Annotated in this window: 14 protein-coding genes and 6 tRNA genes; 3 read left to right on the top strand and 17 right to left on the bottom strand. The window is 42.4% G+C overall.

Annotated elements, in window-relative coordinates:
• Positions 1 to 8: 8 nt before the first annotated feature.
• The 13 genes from ACE3G9_RS04110 to pncC all read right to left on the bottom strand — a co-directional run bounded on the left by ACE3G9_RS04110 (position 9) and on the right by pncC (position 8163).
• Positions 9 to 446, bottom strand: coding sequence for a YqaA family protein (locus ACE3G9_RS04110; RefSeq protein WP_449218529.1), 438 nt, complete (start codon positions 444 to 446; stop codon positions 9 to 11).
• A gap of 8 nt (positions 447 to 454) precedes the next feature.
• A complete protein-coding gene (locus ACE3G9_RS04105; RefSeq protein WP_449218528.1) occupies positions 455 to 1408 on the bottom strand; it encodes an NADP-dependent oxidoreductase in 954 nt (317 codons plus the stop codon).
• Between the two features lie 249 nt (positions 1409 to 1657).
• Positions 1658 to 1734, bottom strand: a tRNA-Arg gene (locus ACE3G9_RS04100).
• 42 nt (positions 1735 to 1776) lie between these two features.
• Positions 1777 to 1853 (bottom strand) — tRNA-Arg (locus ACE3G9_RS04095).
• Positions 1854 to 1900: 47 nt separating this feature from the next.
• Positions 1901 to 1977, bottom strand: a tRNA-Arg gene (locus ACE3G9_RS04090).
• Positions 1978 to 2054: 77 nt separating this feature from the next.
• Positions 2055 to 2147, bottom strand: a tRNA-Ser gene (locus ACE3G9_RS04085).
• Positions 2148 to 2168: 21 nt separating this feature from the next.
• Positions 2169 to 2245: transfer RNA gene (locus tag ACE3G9_RS04080), tRNA-Arg, on the bottom strand.
• Between the two features lie 86 nt (positions 2246 to 2331).
• Positions 2332 to 2424, bottom strand: a tRNA-Ser gene (locus ACE3G9_RS04075).
• Positions 2425 to 2613: 189 nt separating this feature from the next.
• Positions 2614 to 2811, bottom strand: coding sequence for a carbon storage regulator CsrA (csrA, locus tag ACE3G9_RS04070; protein WP_417880804.1), 198 nt, complete (start codon positions 2809 to 2811; stop codon positions 2614 to 2616).
• 394 nt (positions 2812 to 3205) lie between these two features.
• The gene (alaS, locus tag ACE3G9_RS04065) at positions 3206 to 5800 is read right to left on the bottom strand and encodes an alanine--tRNA ligase (protein WP_449218527.1); all 2595 of its coding nucleotides are present in this window, start codon (positions 5798 to 5800) and stop codon (positions 3206 to 3208) included.
• A 124-nt stretch (positions 5801 to 5924) separates the two neighbouring features.
• Complete coding sequence (gene recX, locus ACE3G9_RS04060; protein ID WP_417880806.1) at positions 5925 to 6389, bottom strand: recombination regulator RecX; 465 nt, start codon at positions 6387 to 6389, stop codon at positions 5925 to 5927.
• A 106-nt stretch (positions 6390 to 6495) separates the two neighbouring features.
• The gene (gene recA / locus ACE3G9_RS04055) at positions 6496 to 7542 is read right to left on the bottom strand and encodes a recombinase RecA (protein ID WP_417880807.1); all 1047 of its coding nucleotides are present in this window, start codon (positions 7540 to 7542) and stop codon (positions 6496 to 6498) included.
• Positions 7543 to 7665: 123 nt separating this feature from the next.
• The gene (gene pncC / locus ACE3G9_RS04050) at positions 7666 to 8163 is read right to left on the bottom strand and encodes a nicotinamide-nucleotide amidase (protein WP_449218526.1); all 498 of its coding nucleotides are present in this window, start codon (positions 8161 to 8163) and stop codon (positions 7666 to 7668) included.
• A gap of 173 nt (positions 8164 to 8336) precedes the next feature.
• Between pncC and ACE3G9_RS04045 the strand changes: the two genes are divergently transcribed.
• The 3 genes from ACE3G9_RS04045 (at position 8337) to mutS (ending at position 14278) form a co-directional block, all read left to right on the top strand.
• Entirely contained in the window at positions 8337 to 9272 is a 936-nt protein-coding gene (locus ACE3G9_RS04045) for a TAXI family TRAP transporter solute-binding subunit (RefSeq protein ID WP_449218525.1), read from the top strand.
• A 93-nt stretch (positions 9273 to 9365) separates the two neighbouring features.
• Positions 9366 to 11255, top strand: a complete 1890-nt coding sequence (locus ACE3G9_RS04040; protein WP_449218524.1) for a TRAP transporter permease — start codon at positions 9366 to 9368, stop codon at positions 11253 to 11255.
• 461 nt (positions 11256 to 11716) lie between these two features.
• Entirely contained in the window at positions 11717 to 14278 is a 2562-nt protein-coding gene (gene mutS / locus ACE3G9_RS04035) for a DNA mismatch repair protein MutS (RefSeq protein WP_449218576.1), read from the top strand.
• Positions 14279 to 14527: 249 nt separating this feature from the next.
• Here mutS and rpoS read toward each other — a convergent pair whose 3' ends face one another.
• From rpoS to surE, 4 genes are all read right to left on the bottom strand, one after another.
• Positions 14528 to 15499: an RNA polymerase sigma factor RpoS gene (rpoS, locus tag ACE3G9_RS04030; protein ID WP_417881239.1), complete on the bottom strand. Its 972-nt coding sequence runs from the start codon at positions 15497 to 15499 to the stop codon at positions 14528 to 14530.
• Positions 15500 to 15586: 87 nt separating this feature from the next.
• A complete protein-coding gene (locus tag ACE3G9_RS04025) occupies positions 15587 to 16366 on the bottom strand; it encodes a peptidoglycan DD-metalloendopeptidase family protein (protein WP_417881296.1) in 780 nt (259 codons plus the stop codon).
• 43 nt (positions 16367 to 16409) lie between these two features.
• On the bottom strand, positions 16410 to 17036 hold the full coding sequence (locus tag ACE3G9_RS04020; protein WP_417881240.1) for a protein-L-isoaspartate(D-aspartate) O-methyltransferase: 627 nt from the start codon (positions 17034 to 17036) through the stop codon (positions 16410 to 16412).
• 15 nt (positions 17037 to 17051) lie between these two features.
• The gene (gene surE / locus ACE3G9_RS04015) at positions 17052 to 17795 is read right to left on the bottom strand and encodes a 5'/3'-nucleotidase SurE (protein ID WP_417881241.1); all 744 of its coding nucleotides are present in this window, start codon (positions 17793 to 17795) and stop codon (positions 17052 to 17054) included.
• Positions 17796 to 17800 lie beyond the last annotated feature (5 nt).

The following is a 17800-nucleotide window of genomic DNA, read 5'->3' as shown; positions in this document are numbered from 1 at the left end:
TCAATCCCTTAAAAAATCATCGCAAGAAAAGCATAACGCACGCCTTTACCCAGCATAATCGCTATAAAGCATACCCATGGATTCATTCTGAGCCAACCTGCAGCGGCACACAATGGGTCACCAATCACAGGTAGCCAACTCATTAATAATACCCAATAACCATAACGCTCAATCAAACGCTCTAATTGTTGACCACGTTTTTGCTTCAATGTTCTATTTGGCAGTAATAAGCCTAAATAATAATTGGTCATCCCTCCCAGTGTATTGCCTATGGTTGCCACCATCATCACACTATAGAGGGAGATATTCTCTAATCTGAGCGCAGCATATAAAGTTACTTCCGAACTACCCGGCAGCAACGTAGCACTTAAAAAGCCAGAGCTAAATAAAAACCATAGCGGGTGCCCTGCAAGTAAGTCTTGCAGGGCTAAATAAAAACCTGGCAACTAAAAGCCTAAGACTGCATATTCAATAAGATTTTGCCACGAGCTCGACCCGTTTCAATTTTTTGATGTGCAGTCACTACGTCTTGATAATTTATGACTTGCTCAATTTCAACCTTGATCATACCTGCGCTGATCAATTTCACTAATTCTTCAAGCTGAGTAGCATCCGGCTCAACTAGCATCCCCATTCCAATAATACCCCTTTGAGAAGCGTGCTCACAAACGCTCGATGCTGTAATCGTTGGTACTGTGATCACTCGACTTCCTGGATGTAAATGGTTCATCGCTTGTATCGCTGTATCGCCCCCCACTAAATCAATCAATACATCGATATGACCGATATCTTTAAGACAATCTGCATTTGCGTAATCCAGCCCAATAGCACCTAAAGAATGAATATATTCCAAGTTATCGGCACTGCATGTCGCATAAACGGTAGTTTTAGCAGCAACTGCAATTTGCACTGCAATATGACCGACACCGCCAGCCCCCGCTAAGATAACCACGGTTTCGCCCGATTGAATCTTAGCCTTCTCTAATGCTTGCGCTGCAGTTTGACCGGCTAGAGGAATTGCTGCTGCTGCTTTTAAAGAAACATCTTCAGGTATTAAAGCCAGCTCACTTTCAGGCACACATACATATTGGCTATAACCACCGCCACGTAGTGGAAAGCCGATAAAGCCAGTAACCATATCATTCAGGTTAAATTTACGACAGCCTTCGCTCTGCTTTAACACAACACCAGCGATGTCATAACCTGGAGTCCACGGTAGGTTATTTTTATTATGCTGAGCCGCCCAACCTAGCCCTGCTCGCGTTTTTACATCGATAGGGTTTACACCAGCATACGAAACCTTAACTAATACCTCACCTTCTTTTGGTGAAGGAATATCACTATCTAAAATTTCAAGTTGCTCTGGAGCACCGAATTGAGAAATTACAATCTTTGCATTTGAAGGCATGGGTTGTTGTCCTTTACGTTATGCCATCATTGATGACATCCACATTATTTTTGCTTAACTGAAGTTATACCAAGCTGATCCAGTTAACAAACTGACATTGGTATACGCATATTATATAGGGCTTGCATCGAGTAGCTTTGGTTAATTAGATGTAAATTACCCTACTATTCATTCGACTAAAAGCAACTTAATGTGTCTTTAGTGCAAAATGCAAAAAAGCCCCACACAAATGTGCAGGGCTTCAAAATATGGCGCGCTCGGAAGGATTCGAACCTTCGACCGCCTGGTTCGTAGCCAGGTACTCTATCCAGCTGAGCTACGAGCGCGCAGTATTTTCAATGATTCACAACATTCAATGTTTTGAATGATGGCGCGCTCGGAAGGATTCGAACCTTCGACCGCCTGGTTCGTAGCCAGGTACTCTATCCAGCTGAGCTACGAGCGCGCAAAGAATTTTAAATTGTTCTACTTTTCAGTAGTTAAATCAAATGATGGCGCGCTCGGAAGGATTCGAACCTTCGACCGCCTGGTTCGTAGCCAGGTACTCTATCCAGCTGAGCTACGAGCGCGCAATGATTTGATCTCTAAAAGAGCATGTTGGGAAGATGTTTTAGTTGCTAAGCCAAAATTTTCATCAACGAACAAATGGCGGTGAGGGAGGGATTCGAACCCTCGATGCGGCTACAAACCGCATACTCCCTTAGCAGGGGAGCGCCTTCGGCCTCTCGGCCACCTCACCACTTTTTTGTTCTTCTCAGAATGGCGCGCTCGGAAGGATTCGAACCTTCGACCGCCTGGTTCGTAGCCAGGTACTCTATCCAGCTGAGCTACGAGCGCGCAATAATCTGATTCTCTATATTTAGAGAGTTTCCTAACTTAACATTCAGTTGCTAACCTAAATGGTTATAGAAACAATGCAAGAATGGCGGTGAGGGAGGGATTCGAACCCTCGATGCGGCTACAAACCGCATACTCCCTTAGCAGGGGAGCGCCTTCGGCCTCTCGGCCACCTCACCGTCTTGCGGAGGCACATATTACGTTTTACCCAAAATATGTCAAACACTTTCTTGGCAAAAAAACCGAAAAACTGTTCAATAGGATAGTATTCAATCAAATCCGATAAAATATGACCTATTTCTTGTTTTTTAACGATACTTATAAAAAACAAAGGTCAGCAATACTGACCTTATCGGATACAACGCAAATTAAAAATTACCAGATGGTGCAGAAGCCGTACCTTTTTCTGCTTGAATTCGCATATAAATCTCTTCACGGTGAACAGATACTTCTTTTGGTGCATTCACGCCAATACGTACCTGATTCCCCTTCACACCAAGAACGGTCACGGTGACTTCATCACCAATCATCAAAGTTTCACCAACCCGGCGAGTCAAAATTAGCATTGTCTACTCCTTGAGTAATCTCTATTTATTATTTCAATCATGCCATTATCCATGAAAAGTCATAGCTAGGTAAATAAACTTCATGAGAAAACATGTTTTTTAAGTAATTTGATGTCAATGGTTGTCAAATGCCTCACTCTAGCAAGTTAAGAATACGTAAACCTATATTGACGATCATTCCATTTACACAATCAATTAAAATTAATGGCTTAGCGACCATTAAATCGCAATTTTATGATCCCACCGAAATTTTAATTCAGTATATATCTAAGTGTAACCTATTTAAGCTACCGTAGTTATGTTTCTGTGTTGTTATAAAACAATAAAAAGGCGACGTATTATCGTCGCCTTACATTTATGTCCAAGTCACTAGGGTATATAACTTGTTTATAGATTAAAGCTTTTCAGTGATCCAAGCTTCAGCAGCGCTCATCGCACCAGGCAGTGCAGCGGCATCTGTACCGCCCGCTTGTGCCATATCAGGACGGCCACCACCTTTACCACCAACTTGTTGAGCAACAAAGTTAACTAATTCACCCGCTTTAACTTGGCCAGTTAAATCTTTCGTCACACCAGCAATTAAACCAACTTTATCATCAGTTACATTACCTAATAAGATAATACCACTGCCAATTTGGTTTTTAAGCTCATCAACCATACCACGTAGTGCTTTGTTATCAGCATCATCTAGTTGGCTGATCAATACCTTAATGCCTGCAATTTCCTTGACTTGATTAATTAAGCTTGCGCCCGCTTGTGAAGCTAACTTGCCTTTAAGTTGTTGAATTTCTTTTTCTAACTGCTTCGCTTTAGCTTGGTTTTCAGAAATTGTCTGCTCATATTGACTATTTTTTGCTTCAATCGCATCCAGTGCGGCTTCTCCAGTTACCGCTTCAATACGACGAATACCCGCAGCAATACCACTTTCCGATGTAATTTTGAATAAACCAATATCACCGGTATGTGAAGCATGAATGCCACCACAAAGTTCGGTTGAAAAGTCTCCCATTGATAATACGCGCACTTCATCATCGTACTTCTCACCAAACAAGGCCATTGCGCCTTTTTGTTTAGCAGACTCAATATCCATGATATTGGTTTCAACAACATGGTTACGACGTACTTGTTGATTCACTAGACGCTCTACTTCACGCAATTCTGCCACAGTTACCGCTTCAAGGTGTGAGAAGTCAAAACGTAGGTTTTCTGATCGTACTAAAGAACCTTTTTGTGTCACGTGCTCGCCCAGCACTTTACGTAGTGCTGCATGTAACAAGTGAGTTGCTGAGTGGTTTAAAGTAATAGCACTGCGGCGCTCTGCATCAACTTGAGCAATAGCCTTATCCGATTTCGCCATCACACCTTCAAGTAATTTACCGTGATGCGCGATTGCATTCCCCAGTTTTTGAGTATCTTGAACTTCAAATAAACCTGAATCGGTTTTCAAGGTACCCGCATCACCACATTGGCCACCTGATTCTGCATAGAAAGGTGTCTCAGCCAAAATAATGATCGCTTCAGTACCTGCGCTGATACTATCAACCGCTTCACCTTCAACGAAAATCTCACTAATTGAGCTTTCGCCGGTTACGCCCGTATAACCACAGAAGTCTGTGTCTGCATCCGTTTTAATAGCTTTGTTGTAATCGGTACCAAATTGCCCCGCTTCACGCGCACGTTGACGCTGAGCTTCCATCGCTTTTTCAAAACCATCTTCATCAATTGATACATTACGTTCACGTGCGACATCATTCGTTAAATCTGCTGGAAAGCCGTAAGTATCGTAAAGTTTAAATACCGTTTCACCATCAAGCACTTTCTCACCTTGTTGTGAGTCCATTGCGTCAATCGCTTCATTTAAGATTGTCATACCACGGTCAAGAGTACGGGCAAAATTTTCTTCTTCGATACGCAATACTTTTTCAACCACAGGCTGCTGTTTTTTCAGCTCATCACCCGCGGTTCCCATGACTTCTGCCAATTGGCCCACTAGTTTGTAGAAGAAGGTACCTTGAGCGCCAAGCTTGTTACCGTGACGTACTGCACGACGAATAATACGGCGAAGTACATAACCACGACCTTCATTTGACGGCATTACGCCGTCAACGATCAAGAATGAACATGAACGAATATGATCCGCCACTACACGCAGTGATTGATTATCTAAATCTTCAGTACCGATCACTTCCGCTGCTGCTTTAATCAGCGTTTGGAATACGTCGATTTCATAGTTTGAGTGCACACCTTGCATAATGGCAGAGATACGTTCAATACCCATGCCAGTATCAACAGACGGCTTAGGAAGGGGTTCCATTGTACCGTCAGCATGGCGGTTAAATTGCATGAATACGTTATTCCAAATCTCGATAAAACGGTCACCGTCCTCTTCAGGTGTCCCCGGACGTCCCCCCCAAATATGTTCACCGTGATCATAGAAAATTTCGGTACAAGGACCACAAGGACCCGTGTCACCCATTTGCCAGAAATTATCTGACTCGTAAGCTTTACCGCCCTTCTTATCACCAATTCGTACGATTCGCTCCGCTGGAATACCAATGTCTTTATTCCAAATATCAAACGCTTCATCATCAGTTTCATAAACAGTAACCAATAATTTTTCTTTCGGAAGTTGCAATACTTCGGTTAAGAATTCCCACGCATAAGCAATCGCATCATGCTTGAAATAGTCACCAAAACTGAAGTTACCTAGCATTTCAAAAAAAGTGTGGTGACGCGCGGTGAAACCAACATTTTCTAAATCATTATGCTTACCACCAGCACGTACACAGCGTTGGGCGGTAGTCGCACGAGTATAGTTGCGTTTTTCAGCACCTAGAAAACAATCTTTAAATTGGTTCATCCCTGCATTGGTAAATAGCAAGGTTGGATCATTAGCAGGAACTAATGAAGAACTATCAACAATTTGGTGTCCTTTGCTTTCAAAGAACGATAGGAACGCGCGGCGTACCTCATCTGTGCTCATGTACATGCAATTCTTCCGGAAATATTCGAGGTATAATTGTCGGCTATTGTAATGGATGACGAGTCGTTAGTAAAACAAGTTACTGTAGGAGCTTATTGATTATTTGAGAGTATTACGTCGGTTTAAGCGATTAATCTTCATCCTCAAAACTCGATAAAGCATATTGTATTTGGTCAAAATCAAAGCCACGATATTGCAAAAAACGGATCTGTTTCGCGTAAGCTTTTTGGTCAATGGCTTTTTTTCCTTTAAACTTTTTTTGCGCGGTTTCTTTTGCTAATTCAAACCAATCTTGCGGCTCTTCATCAAACGCTTGTTCAATAATATGATCGGCAACTTGCTTCATTGATAACTCTTGTTGAATTCGACGCTTACCATGACCTTTGTAAACATGCTGTCTTACTTGGCTTTTTGCATAACGCAGGTCATCCATCCAACCATTAGAGATACAATACTCTAGTGCTTGATTAATTTCTTGATCTTCAAATTCTTTTACAGTTAGCTTTTGCTTTAATTCAAACTCTCCATGATCTCGTCGGCTAAGCAATTGCACGGCGACTTCTCGGGCAGAAAGTTTCATCTTTTTTCGGTACATGGAAACCATCTAAATTAAAAACTAGGGTCTTTGTAGCAAAGATATATAGCAAAAAGCCCTACGCAATTGGCAGGGCTCAATTTATATCTATGGTTAAATCGGTAAATTAAAACTCATCACCAGATTCAACTTCAGCAGCTTCTACTACTTCATCTTCAGCAACAACTGGTGCTAGTAGCATTTCACGAAGCTTAGTATCGATTTCTTGTGCAATCTCTGGATGTTCACGTAAGTAGTTACAAGAGTTTGCTTTACCTTGGCCAATTTTATCGCCTTGGTAGCTGTACCATGCGCCAGCTTTCTCAACCAGTTTGTTCTTCACACCTAGGTCGATTAGCTCACCTTCACGGTTAAAGCCTTTACCATAAAGAATTTGTGTTTCAGCTTGTTTAAACGGTGCCGCAATCTTGTTCTTAACCACTTTAATACGCGTTTCGTTACCGACTACTTCGTCACCATCTTTGATAGCACCTGTACGGCGAATATCAAGACGAACAGATGCGTAGAATTTCAGCGCGTTACCACCCGTTGTGGTTTCTGGTGAACCAAACATCACACCAATCTTCATACGGATTTGGTTGATGAATATACACATACAGTTAGATTGTTTTAGGTTACCAGTCAATTTACGCATTGCTTGAGAAAGCATACGCGCTTGAAGGCCCATGTGGCTATCGCCCATTTCTCCTTCAATTTCCGCTTTCGGTGTTAAAGCAGCAACCGAATCGACAACTAACACATCAATTGCACCAGAACGAGCTAACGCATCACAAATTTCAAGTGCTTGCTCGCCTGTATCAGGCTGAGAAACGAGTAACTCATCAATATTTACGCCTAATTTTTTCGCGTAAATTGGATCTAACGCGTGCTCCGCATCAACGAATGCACAGGTTTTTCCTGAACGTTGCGCTGCCGCAATTAATTCTAATGTTAATGTTGTTTTACCTGAACTTTCAGGACCGTATACTTCTACGATACGTCCCATGGGTAAACCACCCGCACCCAATGCGATATCCAAAGCAAGAGAACCTGTAGAAATAGTTTCTACGTCCATCGTGCGGTTGTCACCCAATTTCATAATTGAGCCTTTACCAAATTGTTTTTCGATTTGGCCAAGTGCCGCCGCTAGAGCTTTTTGTTTGTTCTCGTCCATTCTAATTCCACCTATCAGATGCGTTAAATTTGTTCTTGTAAAGATGGGTTCATTATACTGTTTGTTTGTACAGTGTCCACACCTGGGTATAATTTTTTTACTTTTAAATTTTTTTCAGCCAATTTATTCCGTTTTGTCTAACATATCTTCTAAGTGTTCTAATGCATGCCAGCAAGCTTGTAACCTCACTTCTTCACGGTTACCACTAAAATACATAGTTTCGATGTCGAGATCACCTTGTGAATTTGCCCACCCAAAGCAAACTGTACCAACTGGCTTTTCATCGCTACCACCAGAAGGTCCAGCTATACCACTGACGGATATTGCAAATGACCCTATTGAATATTGCAAAGCGCCAAGTGCCATCTCTTTTACTGTTTGTTCGCTAACTGCGCCATGCTCGAGCAAAGTCATCTCAGCAACACCCAACATTTCCATTTTAGCTTCATTACTGTAAGTGACAAATGCACGGTCAAACCAAGCTGAACTGCCTGACGCATCGGTGATTGCCGCCGCAATTCCACCACCGGTGCATGATTCAGCGGTCACTAATACTTGCGATTGTTGCTTTAGTTTAATGCCAACTCGTTTACTAAGAATATGTAATTCCGATAAATTCATGCTCTGCTCTCTTCTATTTGTCATTCATTTTTGTGACGTTACTTAACTTTTCGTTGTAATTCATTGTTAGAAATCACACCTAGATAATTTAACAACTCTTTCACAATAAATTTCACTCTATACTCAATCCGTTGTTATCTAGATTTACCTTATAACGAGAAAGGGAAGTGACCATGTTAAAGAAATTTGCTAAACAGACCTTAGTCGCCGTATCACTCGCGGTTTCAATCCCCGTTTTTGCAGCTAGCTATACGATAGGAACCGGTAGCCAGAGCGGTACATATTACCCACTTGGCGGCATTTTAGCCAAAATCTGGAGTGAGAATATTGATGATTTTGATATGCGCGCCGAAGTGACCGCTGCATCAGTTGAAAACACAATCAAGGTTGCAACAGGTAAACAACTAATTGGTATTGCGCAAGGTAACGTGGTTCTGCAAGCTAATGAGGGAGTAAAACCATTCCCTAGAAAGATGGATGTATCGGTTCTATTTGCACTTTATCCAAACGCGGTTCAGTTTATGGTACCAGCTAACTCTGATATCCACTCCATTGCCGACCTAAAAGGGAAGCGTATTTCTCTAGGCGCACCAGGTTCAGGTACGCGTGTTAGTGCGGTCAATATTTTAAGTACCCTAGGCATTAATGAAAGTGACGTAAAACCTCAATCACTTAACTACACTGCGACAACCAATGCGCTCGCTAATGGTCAAATTGATGCAGGCGTGATCGTAGGCAGTTTAGGTGTTGGTGCGATTACCGAATTAGCCCTGACTCGCGATATTCGTATTTTGTCTTTTAGCGAAGATGACATGAAAAAGATCGTTGCTGCCAATCCATCTTACCAACCATTAGAAGCACCGGCTGAAACTTATAAAAACGTACCAGCATTTACCACACCCGCGGTATGGAATGTCCTAGTCGTCAATAAGAAGATGCCAAAAGAGCAAGCCTATGAAATGACTAAAGTAGCATTTGATAACATGAACAAAATTCGCCAAGTGGTTGGAGTAACCAAGTTCACGACGCTTGAGAATATGAACAAACTATCAGGCATTGCGCTACACCCTGGTGCACAACAATACCTTGATGAACAAATGAAGAAATAACTTTCTTTATCCATTAAAGCGGCAATATGACTGTTGCCGCTTTCCCCTTAAACGTTTCAATAATGAATCTGGTTTTTTCATACGGAGTTTGAAATGACACAATCCAAACCGCTTAGCCAAACTGTTACTGATGGTTTTGTCTATTTTGCTGCGGCGGTCGCTGTTGGCTTATCTGTTTTTCAAGTATGGCAAGGTCTACAACCCACTTTATCCGCCCCTATTTTTCGACCTATCCATTTAGCTTGGATCTTAACTTTAGCTTTCTTACTCTACCCATTACTCAAACCAGAAAATAAGCCAATTGGGCTTTATTTATGCTCACGCCTGATTGATATTGTATTGATTGTGGCAACTTGCTGGGCCACTTATCAAATCAGTATTTTTGATTACGATGACATCGGTTTTTTATTGGATGGCTTACAGCCTATCGACCAACTTGCGGGCGTGATTTTAATCGTCGCACTATTAGAAGCGACTCGCCGCACCGTAGGCTTTGTCATGGTGTTTATTGCAGGGTTATTTTTAGCCTACGCTTTCTTTGGCGATGCCCTACCAGCTGGTGTTGCCAGTAAAGGTTTCTCACTTGAAGAAGTGATCCGTTTTCATATTTTCTCTACCAACGGTGTATTCGGTGCTCCACTCGCGATTGCCGCAGGGGTAGTGTTTATGTTTGTGTTATTTGGCGCATTTTTACAAGTAACTGGCGCTGGGCAATTTTTCATTGATGCCGCGTTTGCGATTGCAGGTAAATACCGTGGCGGTCCAGCCAAGGCAAGTGTTTTAGCTTCTGCTGCGCTAGGATCAATTTCTGGTTCAGCCATTGCCAACACTGTGACAACCGGCGCTTTAACCATTCCTATGATGAAAAAGCTCGGCTACAAACCAGAACAAGCGGCAGGCATAGAAGCCGCGGCGTCAACCGGAGGGCAAATAATGCCACCAGTAATGGGGGCCGGCGCTTTTGTGATGGCACAATTTACTGGCATTCCTTACAGCGACATTTTACTAGTGTCGATTGCTCCTGCGATTCTCTACTTTGCAAGCACCTTACTCTATGTGCATTTAATGGCTTGCAAACTTGGCCTACAAGGCATGAGCGTAACAGATAAAATCGGGGTGGTAATGAAAAATGGCTGGCATTTCTTAGTGCCATTGGTCTTCATTACGACCTTGTTATTGATGAGCTACTCGCCTGTATTGGTTGGTATTGCAGGATGTGCTGCGATTTTAGTGGCAGCGATGTTAAGAAAACATAGTCGTATTACTTTCTCTGTATTTTTACAAGGACTAAAAGAAGGCGCGATCTCGGCAGTACCGATTTCAATTGCCTGTGCCACTGCGGGTATTGTTGTTGGCGTAGTTGGTCAAACGGGAATAGGCTTGCAATTTACTCAATTCTTAATTGCATTATCTGGCGGCTACTTGTGGTCTGCACTAGGTTTAATTGCAATTGCTGCAGTGATCTTAGGTATGGGGCTTCCAGTCACCGCTGCCTATATCGTGTTGTCTGTGATGGCGGTACCGGCGCTCAATGATTTTGGTTTAGGGTTATTAACCGCACACATGATTGTGTTCTGGCTATCTCAAACCTCTAACGTCACTCCTCCTATTGCGTTAGCTGCTTTTGCGGGAGCAGGGATTGCAGGAGCTTCACCAATGAAGTCTGCCATTCAAGCATTTAAACTGGCACAAGGCTTCTTCATTATTCCAGCCATGATGGCTTTCTCCGGCTTAATTTGGCTTGATGGTGAACTGACTCACTTCTTTATTGGCGTGCTCACTACATTAGGTCTTATCTTTGCCTTTGCAGGTGGAATCGAGGGGCGCCTAGTTAAACCACTAAATGCAGTCGAGCGTAGTTTACTACTAATTCTTGCTCTAGGGATCTTATTTACGGGCGATATTTATCGCTTAATTTGTTTTGCTATTGTCGCGGTGATTATTCTACTTAATGCTAAACGAACAGAACCCGCATTAACTTAAATGAACGATTAAATCGACAATATTGAATTTAATCCCGTATTAAAAATGGCCCACTTCAATATGAACTGGGCCATTTTCATTGCTTTCTACTGGTATGAAAAATATCATGTCGGGCTATATACCCAAGTGACTTCAAGATGCAGAATTCAGAGCTATCATCCAGACCTTTAGGCAAGGAAGATTGGCGAAGGAATGTAAGCACCTTTCAAACCAATCTGACGCGGCCTATCTCTTATAAAAAGAAGAGGTTTGGATGAAGCTCCCGAAGGGCAAGTTAAAACAAGCTTTATGCTGCGTTAAATTGAACAGAGATAGAATAACTATGATCATGTTCAATTTGCCTTGCCTAAAGCTTGTTTTATTCTTGCTGAAACTCGCATCTTGAAGTTACTTGGGTATATTAATATTTTTCAACACAACCTCGGGTGGTAAGCGTGGCCAAATCAGAAACTCATACTCCAATGATGCAGCAGTACTTGCGTTTAAAAGCAGAAAATCCAGATATTTTACTGTTTTACCGTATGGGCGATTTCTATGAATTATTCTACGATGATGCCAAACGCGCTTCGCAGTTATTGGATATTTCATTAACTAAGCGTGGTGCTTCTGCTGGCGAACCGATTCCAATGGCTGGTGTTCCTTTTCACGCTGTCGAAGGCTACCTAGCCAAATTAGTTCAGCTTGGTGAATCAGTGGCCATTTGTGAACAAGTTGGCGACCCTGCCACCAGCAAAGGCCCAGTTGAGCGTAAGGTAGTCCGTATAGTCACTCCGGGAACGGTGACCGATGAAGCACTACTACCTGAGCGTATTGATAACCTAGTTGCCGCCATTTACCAGCAAGATGACAAATTTGGTTATGCCACGTTAGATATGACCTCTGGCCGCTTTCAATTGTGCGAACCCGAAACCCTAGAAGCGATGCAAGCAGAACTGCAACGAACCTCGCCAAAAGAGTTGTTATATCCAGAAGATTTACAAGCGATGTCTTTGCTTGAAAAATCAAAAGGTCAACGTCGCCGCCCGATTTGGGAATTTGAACTCAATACCGCTAAGCAACAGCTTAATATGCAATTTGGCACCAAAGACCTAGTTGGTTTTGGCGTTGAAAATGCCAAACTTGGTTTATGCGCTGCCGGATGTCTCATTCAGTATGTAAAAGATACTCAGCGTACCGCTTTACCACATATTCGTTCTTTAACGTTTGATCGCCAAGATGATTCAGTGATCTTAGATGCAGCTACTCGCCGTAACTTAGAAATCACCCACAATTTAGCCGGCGGCACCGATAATACGCTAGCGGAAGTACTCGATAAAACCGCCACGCCAATGGGTAGTCGCATGTTCAAACGTTGGTTGCATCAGCCAATGCGTAACAACGACATGCTGAATCAACGCCTTGATGCTATTAGTGAAATTAAAGACAACGCTTACTTTGCTGAACTGCACCCTAGTCTAAAAAGCATTGGCGATATTGAACGTATTTTAGCACGTTTAGCGCTACGTTCGGCTCGTCCACGTGATTTAGCTCGCTTACGTAATGCCATGCAACAATTGCCTGAATTAAGCAGTATTACGCAAAGCTTCCAGCACCATCACCTACAAAAACTGGCGAAAGCTTGCTTACCGATGGACGATATTTGTTCACTGCTTGAACGTGCTATCAAAGACAATCCACCAGTCGTGATCCGTGATGGCGGTGTATTGGCGGAAGGTTATCATGCAGAATTAGATGAACTACGTAACTTAGCCGATGGTGCAACTGAATACCTCGACAAGATGGAAGCAGAAGAACGCGAACGTCACGGTATCGATAGCTTAAAAGTTGGCTATAACAATGTGCATGGTTTCTTCATTCAAGTGAGTCGTGGGCAAAGCCACTTAGTACCGCCTCATTATGTTCGTCGCCAGACTTTAAAGAATGCTGAACGTTACATTATCCCTGAATTGAAAGAGCATGAAGATAAAGTGCTTAATTCAAAATCAAAGGCACTAGCATTAGAGAAACGTTTATGGGAAGAACTCTTTGATTTATTAATGCCGCATTTAGAGCGTTTGCAAGAACTGTCAGACTCTTTATCTCAATTAGACGTATTACAAAATCTCGCAGAACGTGCTGATTCACTCAACTACTGCCGTCCAACATTAAGCAATAACGCTGAACTACATATTGATGCTGGTCGCCATCCGGTGGTTGAACAAGTATTGGATGTGCCATTTATTGCCAACCCAGTAGAGCTAAATGAAAAGCGCCAAATGCTGATCATTACCGGTCCCAATATGGGGGGTAAATCGACTTATATGCGTCAAACTGCATTGATTGCTTTATTGGCGCATATTGGTAGCTATGTGCCAGCGGAAGCGGCGACCATAGGCTTGATTGATCGTATATTTACTCGAATTGGTGCACAAGATGATCTGGCATCTGGTCGTTCAACCTTCATGGTAGAAATGACCGAAACTGCCAATATCTTACATAACGCAACTAAAAACAGCTTAGTACTGATGGATGAAATTGGTCGTGGGACGAGTACTTATGATGGTCTGTCATTAGCGTGGGCCAGTGCCGATTGGCTAGCCACAAAAATTAATGCCATGACGTTATTTGCCACGCATTACTTTGAATTAACCGAACTGCCGAACCAAATCGCTCATCTTGCAAATGTACATTTAGATGCCATTGAACATGGTGATAGCATTGCCTTTATGCACGCCGTTCAAGAAGGTGCCGCAAGTAAATCTTATGGGCTTGCGGTAGCCAGTTTAGCTGGTGTGCCAAAATCAGTGATTAAACAAGCTAAAGCGAAACTACAACAATTAGAATCACTTGGTCACCAAAAAGCAGAACAAAGCAATTCAACTCAATCTACTGCCAATATGCACAATCAAACCGTTGAGCAGCAGTTAAGTTTAATTCCTGAAATCAGCGAAGTGGAACAAGCATTAACTTTAATTAATCCCGATGATATGAGCCCAAGGGAAGCATTGGATGCCTTATACCGTCTTAAAAACTTAATGTCCTAGAAACGAGTAAAAAACGGGATCTCGTAGCTCGGACAAGAAAACGCTTTATCGAGATACGAGCAACGCAGCGGCCGAGATACGAGCCACGAACATGCTCCTTCTAGGAACTAGGAACTAGGAACTAGGAACTAGGAACTAGGAACTAGGAACTAGGAACTAGGAACTAGGATGATATTAACTCAAAAAATAAAAAGGGAAACCATCATAGTTTCCCCTTTATTTTATCTGATCATCTTATAAATAAATGAATTATTCATATTCAGCATCGAATAATGATTCCATGCTCAAACCTTGCTTCATTAAGATATCTCTTAAGCGACGCAAGCCTTCGACTTGGATTTGACGAACCCGTTCACGAGTTAAATTAATCTCACGGCCAACCTCTTCCAAAGTTGATGGCTCATAGCCTAAAAGACCGAAGCGGCGTGCCAAGACTTCTTTTTGTTTCGGATTCAGTTCATCTAACCAATCAATCAACGACGACTTAATATCGTTATCTTGAGTCGAAACCTCAGGGTCTGAGTTATTAATATCAGGAATAATGTCCAACAGTGCTTTATCACCATCGCTGCCAATAGGTGTATCAACTGAGCTAACACGCTCATTCAAACGCAACATTTTGCTGACATCTTCCACAGGCTTATCGAGTTGGAAAGCAATTTCTTCTGCGGTTGGTTCATGATCTAGCTTTTGTGCCAACTCACGAGCAGTACGCAAATAGATATTCAGTTCTTTCACTACATGGATAGGCAACCTAATGGTGCGTGTTTGATTCATTAAAGCGCGTTCGATGGTCTGACGAATCCACCAAGTTGCATAAGTTGAAAAACGGAAACCACGTTCTGGATCAAATTTTTCAACTGCACGGATCAGACCTAAATTCCCTTCTTCAATCAGGTCAAGTAGTGCTAAACCACGACTGTTATAACGGCGAGAAATCTTAACGACCAAACGTAAGTTACTTTCGATCATACGCTTGCGTGCTGCTGCATCACCGCGAAGTGCTCGACGAGCATAAAGTACTTCTTCTTCTGCCGTTAAGAGTGGAGAAAAGCCAATTTCACTAAGATAGAGCTGAGTCGCATCAAGGCTTTTAGCCGAAACTTCATACTCTTCTTTGGCTTCTACTTTTTGTGAAACTGCTTCGGCTGCAAGAGCCTCAACATCAAATTCAGAATCATCGATGTCGTTTATTTTGGTTACTGCATTGCTGATACTCATAAGCGCCTCCCCTTGGCGAATAAAGTTTTAGCAAGACATAACAACTTAATATGTCATTATTGTAAGTCGGTGTATTTCAAAAGAGCTCTAGTCCAAGTAGCTTTCTGGATTCACTGGCTTACCTTTATATCGAATTTCGAAGTGTAGTCGAACACTATTGGTGCCCGTACTCCCCATCGATGCAATTTTCTGGCCAGTTTTTACAGACTGGCCTTCTGTTATCAATAAACTATCATTATGGGCATAAGCACTGAGATATTCATCATTATGTTTAATAATAATCAGATTCCCATAACCTCGAAGTGCATTACCAGCATATACCACAACACCTGCTGCGGTTGATACTACGTCTTGCCCTCGCTGCCCTACGATATCTATCCCTTTGTTACCTTGGTCACCAACCGAAAACTTGCTAATGACTCGTCCTTTTGTTGGCCACACCCAGCGTTTTACTTTGTCATTACTCGGTGTCGATTGTGTGACAGGTTTATTATTATTTTGTGTTACTTGGGATTCAACATACTCCTTTGACTTTGATTGCACAACTGGGGAAGTATTCTGTTTTTGTGCCACTTTAGTCGTAGAAGTGGAGGCTACTTGACTATCTCCAGCACCAGTACCATCAAATGCTGGTGGGATATAAACCGGACGCCACAAGTTTAATTTTTGACCAGGATGAATTATGTAAGGGGGCTTTAGATGGTTGAAGTTAATGATGTCATTAACATTTTTATCTGCGAGATAAGAAATCAAATATACCGAATCACCTTTTTCAACAACGTAGTAACTCCCCTTATAGCTACCACGCTCATTTTTAGCCGAGTTCAATGAACACGCTACTAAAAAAGTGAGAAAAAACAAAGCAATTAGCGCATTTCTTATCGACAGCAACCTGAGTACCTTTCGTTTATTAGGCTAAATCGCCCGAGATTAGAGGAACAAAACGCACGACTTCTACCAAAGTAGAAATACACTCCCCTGCTTTCTTTTCAATTTTTATCAATTCTTGATGTTCATCACCTATTGGCACCACAAGAACCCCCCCCTCAGCTAATTGTTCAACTAGCGCTTGCGGCAGGTGAGAAGCCGCTGCAGTGACAATAATCGCATCAAAAGGACTTTTCGATGGCCAACCTTTCCAGCCGTCACCATGCTTAGTTGAGACATTGTAAATATCTAAATGTTTCAAACGACGCTTGGCATCCCACTGTAATGACTTAATGCGTTCTATTGAATAAACATGATCAACCATTTTTGACAATACGGCGGTTTGGTAACCCGATCCTGTGCCAACTTCTAGTACTCTACTATTGTGTTTTAAATTCAATAGCTCGGTCATTCTTGCAACGATATAAGGCTGAGAGATTGTCTGACCAGCCCCAATAGGCAGCGCATTATTATCATACGCTTGATGACGCATCGCTTCAGATAAGAAATACTCACGAGGCAAACTTCTCATTATCTCTAGAAGTTGAGGATCTTTAATGCCTTTGTGTTGCAAAATAGAAACGAGTTGATCTGCTTTAATATTCTTCATTATTGCCTGTGATGTTTATTTTGGGCTAACCCAGTGTTTCATTTTATCTATCGCTTCATGTGCCGTAAGATCAACGCGTAATGGTGTAATCGACACTTCGCCTTTTTCTATGGCATAGAAATCAGTACCTTCACCCGCATCCGCTTCTTTTCCCGGAGGACCAAGCCAGTAGATATCAGCGCCACGTGGATCTTTTTGTTTAATCATATCTTCCGCATGATGACGTGCACCAAGTCGAGTCACTCGAGTCGCCCCAAGCTGATCGAGTGCTAAATCCGGTACATTAACGCTGATCAAATGATTAGCCGGAACCGGCTTCTTCACATGCTGTAAAACTAGATCTTTCGCAATTTGTGCCGCAGTATCAAAATGCGTTTGCCCCACCAACGAAATGGCTATCGATTGAACACCTAGAAAATGTCCTTCCATTGCTGCCGCAACGGTACCGGAATACAACACGTCATCACCTAGGTTTGCACCATGATTGATCCCAGAAACTACTAAATCGGGCATATCCGACTTTAATAATTCGTTTAAAGCAAAGTGGACACAATCGGTTGGAGTCCCTTGCACGGAATAGACATTTGGGCGGACTTGTGTCACTCGAAGCGGTGTTTCTAATGTTAATGAATTTGAAGCACCCGATCGATTACGATCCGGCGCCACAATGATGATCTCAGCGATCTCTGACAATACCTCGGCTAAGGTATTGATCCCCTTGGCATTCACACCATCATCGTTACTTAATAATATTTTCATTATTC

The sequence above is a fragment of the Vibrio sp. E150_018 genome, assembly GCF_053544035.1.
This window is presented reverse-complemented; position numbering and strand designations above follow the sequence as displayed.